Origin of the sequence: Burkholderia sp. Ac-20379, assembly GCF_017104645.1 — a bacterium.
Taxonomy (GTDB): Bacteria; Pseudomonadota; Gammaproteobacteria; order Burkholderiales; family Burkholderiaceae; genus Burkholderia.
In genome coordinates, this window is the sequence record NZ_JAAGPF010000494.1 from 1 (window position 1) to 3,620 (window position 3,620).

Below are 3,620 nucleotides of genomic sequence, written 5' to 3' on the forward strand. Positions count from 1 at the left end.
CAACGCGCGCTGTTGAGCGCGCTCGGCGATCGCATCCACATGCAGGCGGCACTGGGCCTGCAGCGCGCGGTGATCCGGCTCGATCCGCATCTGGCTGGCAGCGTCGTGATCGATCTGCGCCACGAGGCGGGCGCGATCAGCGTGCAGTTGTCCGCGAGCCATGCAGATGTCGCACGGCAGTTGCAGACGATCTCCGAGAGCTTGCGCCAGGACCTCGCGGGCCGCCAGTACACCGAAGTCAGCGTGCAGGTCGCGGCGCATCGCGGCGGTAGCCGCGAGCCGGGCGCCGGCGGCCAGGGTCAAGGCGAAGGCCGCGATCCGCAGCGGCGCGACGCGCGCTCGCCGGGCCGGGCGTTGAGCGATGCCGAGGCGGGTCAGGCATTGGAATTCGCATCGCGTTGAGCGATGTATCAGGAGTCAAACCGGAATGAAACGGAATCTGATTGTGATCGCGATCGTGCTGGCCGCAGCCGTCGCGGCAGGTGTGGCGACCGCCGTGCTCGGCGGCCTCTGGCCGCTGGGCGCGTCGCGCGCGAAGGCGCCCGGCGCGGCTGTGGCAAGCAAGAGCGTGCCCGCCACCACGGTGATCCGGTCGCACTACGTGACGCTCGAACGGCTGATCGTGATGTTGCGCGATCGCACGCCGGCCGCGCATCCGCATTACCTGGCGCTGGATCTGGTGTTCGGCGCGACGGACGCGAAGCAGGAAAAGCGGCTGCGCGAGCAACTGCCGATGCTGCGCGCGCTTGCCTACCGCACGCTCGCCGGCTACGACGACAACCAGGTGCGGCAGACGCCGGTCGATGCGCTCGCCGCGAAGCTGAAGGCCGGCTACGTGCAGGCTTACGGCACCGCCGAGGCGCTGCCGTTCGCGGACGTGCTGATCAGCAAGATGATGGTGGACTGAGCGCTGGCCATGAACGTGTCGACCAGCCTCGAATACCGGAGCGTGCAGCGCGCGGATTCGCTCCAGCGCCGCGACGACGAGCAGCGCTGGCTGTTGCGTCACACGCCGCTCGTCACGCGCATTGCTCGGCGGATGAGCCTGCATGCGGGCGGCACGATGGAGCGCGAGGATCTCGAACAGATCGGGTTGATCGGCCTGCTCGAGGCGCTGCGGCGCTACGGCGAGCCCGACGGCGATTTCGAGCACTTCGCGGCCGTGCGCGTGCGCGGCGCGATGCTCGACGAACTGCGTCGCCAGGATTGGCGGCCGCGCGGCGCGCGGCAGGGCGCGCATCGGCTGCGCGCCGGCGAGCGCGCGCTGCGGGCGTCGCTGGGGCGCGATCCAACGGATGCGGAGCTCGCCGAGGCGCTCGACGCCGACGCCGACACCATCGCGCGCTGGCAGCGCGACGATTGCGCGGATGCGTTCCTGAGCTTCGACGAACTGTTCGAGCAGCAGGGCGACGCGTTTGCGCACGAAGGCGCCGAAGCGCAGGTGCAGAACCGGATCGACCTGACGCATGCGCTGCTGGCGCTCGATCCGCGCGAGCAGCGCGTGGTTCAGCTTCATTACGAATTCGAGCTCGGGCTCGCGGAAATCGCCGCGGTGCTCGATCTGACGGCGGCGCGAGTCTGCCAGATCAACAAGGCGGCGTTGCGAAAGATGCGCACCCACCTGACGCCGCGCTGATGCGGCGCGACTGACAAGGAACGGATCATGCAACAGATAGGCGGCATCCTCATCGTGCTGGCCTGCGTTTTCGGCGGCTTCACGTTCATGGGCGGCGATTTCGCCAAGCTCTGGCAGCCGGTCGAGCTGATGATCATCGTCGGCGCGGCCGTGGGCGCACTGGTGCTCGGCAACCCGCGCCACGTGCTCACGGAAATGCTGATCCAGCTCCGCAAGACGGTCACGTTGCGCAAGCGCACGGCGGGCAAGGTGTTCCAGCGCCAGTTGCTGTGTCTGATGTACGAACTGCTGCAGGTCGGCCGCGATCTGAAGGCGCTCGACGAACACGTCGAGGCGCCGCAGGACAGCCCGCTGTTCCAGCGTTATCCGCTGGTGCTCGCGGAGCCGAAGCTGCTCGCGTTCATCGTCGACAACTTCCGGCTGATGGCGATGGGCAAGATCAGCGCGCACGAGATCGAAGGCGTGCTCGAACAGGAGCTCGAAGCGGTGCAGAACGATCTCGAGCAGCCGTCGCGCTCGATGAAGAAGATTTCCGATGCGATGCCGGGCTTCGGGATCGTCGCGGCCGTGCTCGGCATCGTGATCGCGATGGGCAGCGTCAACGAGGGCGCCACCGCCGGCGAGATCGCCGAGAAGGTGGGCGCCGCGATGATCGGCACGTTCATCGGCATTTTCTTCTGCTACGGCGTGCTCGATCCGCTCAGCAACATGATCAAGCAGATCGTGACCGCCGAGATCTCCGACATGGAATGCGTGAAGGTGGCGCTCGTCGCATACGCGGCCGGCAAGCCGCCGCTGCTCGCGATCGACGCGGGCCGCCGGCTCGTGCAGTTGACCAACAAGCCCAGCTTCGCCCAGCTCGAGGAATGGATCAACGAGATCGAGGCGGCCACATGAGCGGCGTACGCGAGGAAGGCCGGCGTCGCGGCGGCGACCGTCACGACACGATCGTCAAGCGCGTGGTGCGCGCGCATCACGACGACGATCACGGCGGCACATGGAAGGTCGCGTTCGCGGATTTCTGTCTCGCGCTGATGTGCCTGTTTCTGGTGATGTGGGTGCTTGGCGCGCGCGACGAGGAGTCGACGCGCGCGAAGCTCGACCAGATCGAGAGGCGCATGGAGAGCCCGGGGTCGGTGCGCTTCTTCGATGGCGCGAGCGCCTCGCTCGACCGCGCGATCGAACTCGACACGCCGGTTCCGAAAGCCGTGTCGCATGGGCTGCAGACCGCGGGCGACCCGGGCACCGACGCCGACGCCGCGTTGACGACGGCCGACGACGAGCTGCTCGAACTCGCGCGGCAGATCGAAGCGCTCGGCCGCGCCGAGCATCTGGAGCGCCACATCGATTCGATGATGACGCCGTTCGGGCTGCGCGTGATGCTGCACGACACCGACGAGCGGGGCTTGTTCGAACGGGGCAGCGCGCAGGTCGCGGCGCCGTTCGACCGGCTGCTGACCGAGATCGCCGGGCTGTTTCGCACGGTCGGCAATCCGCTGCTGGTGATCGGCCATACCGACGCCGTGCCGTATCGCGGCACCGACGCGACGTCGCGCTCGAACTGGGATCTGTCCAGCGACCGTGCGATGAGCGCGCAGCGGATGCTGCGTCGCGGCGGCCTTCCGGCCGGGCAAATTCTGCAGGTGATCGGGATGGGCGATCGGGCGCCGATCACGCGCGATGCGGACGACGCCTCGAACCGCCGCATCGAGCTGCTGATCGTCACGCCCGCCCACGCGCGGATGCTCGCCGCGATGTTCGGCGCGCCGCGTGCGGCTGCGCCGATCGCGGCCGGCGTCGATGCCGTGTCGTCGCAGCAGGCGACGGATCGCAGCCTGCTCGCGGCGCAGGTCGCGCGGGCCGCGCGGGCGTTCACCGAGGCGCTGTCGCGGTCGACGGCACCGCGCTCGGACGCGCGCTCGGACACGCGACCCGGGCCGCATCCAGCCGGCGGGCAGGCGACGTCGCCCGGGATTTAATCGAT

At 68.8% G+C, this 3,620-nt stretch carries 5 protein-coding genes; all 5 read left to right on the plus strand.

All coding sequences use genetic code 11. From position 1 onward, the window contains the following. A partial coding sequence (locus G3N92_RS31880; RefSeq protein WP_206131518.1) for a flagellar hook-length control protein FliK occupies positions 1-402 on the plus strand: 402 nt, incomplete at its 5' end. Positions 403-427: 25 nt separating this feature from the next. Further along, a complete protein-coding gene (locus tag G3N92_RS31885; RefSeq protein ID WP_206131519.1) occupies positions 428-907 on the plus strand; it encodes a flagellar basal body-associated FliL family protein in 480 nt (159 codons plus the stop codon). Between the two features lie 9 nt (positions 908-916). Then, positions 917-1,636, plus strand: coding sequence for a FliA/WhiG family RNA polymerase sigma factor (locus G3N92_RS31890; protein ID WP_206131520.1), 720 nt, complete (start codon positions 917-919; stop codon positions 1,634-1,636). Positions 1,637-1,663: 27 nt separating this feature from the next. Continuing rightward, positions 1,664-2,533, plus strand: coding sequence for a flagellar motor stator protein MotA (gene motA / locus G3N92_RS31895; protein ID WP_206131521.1), 870 nt, complete (start codon positions 1,664-1,666; stop codon positions 2,531-2,533). Next, complete coding sequence (locus tag G3N92_RS31900) at positions 2,530-3,615, plus strand: OmpA family protein (protein WP_206131522.1); 1,086 nt, start codon at positions 2,530-2,532, stop codon at positions 3,613-3,615. The genes motA and G3N92_RS31900 overlap by 4 nt, the downstream gene beginning before the upstream one ends. Positions 3,616-3,620 lie beyond the last annotated feature (5 nt).

Coding starts and splice junctions, on each gene's coding strand:
- G3N92_RS31885 (WP_206131519.1), top strand. CDS start 428: ATGAAACGGAATCTGATTGTGATCGCGATCGTGCTGGCCGCAGCCGTC.
- G3N92_RS31890 (WP_206131520.1), top strand. CDS start 917: ATGAACGTGTCGACCAGCCTCGAATACCGGAGCGTGCAGCGCGCGGAT.
- motA (WP_206131521.1), top strand. CDS start 1,664: ATGCAACAGATAGGCGGCATCCTCATCGTGCTGGCCTGCGTTTTCGGC.
- G3N92_RS31900 (WP_206131522.1), top strand. CDS start 2,530: ATGAGCGGCGTACGCGAGGAAGGCCGGCGTCGCGGCGGCGACCGTCAC.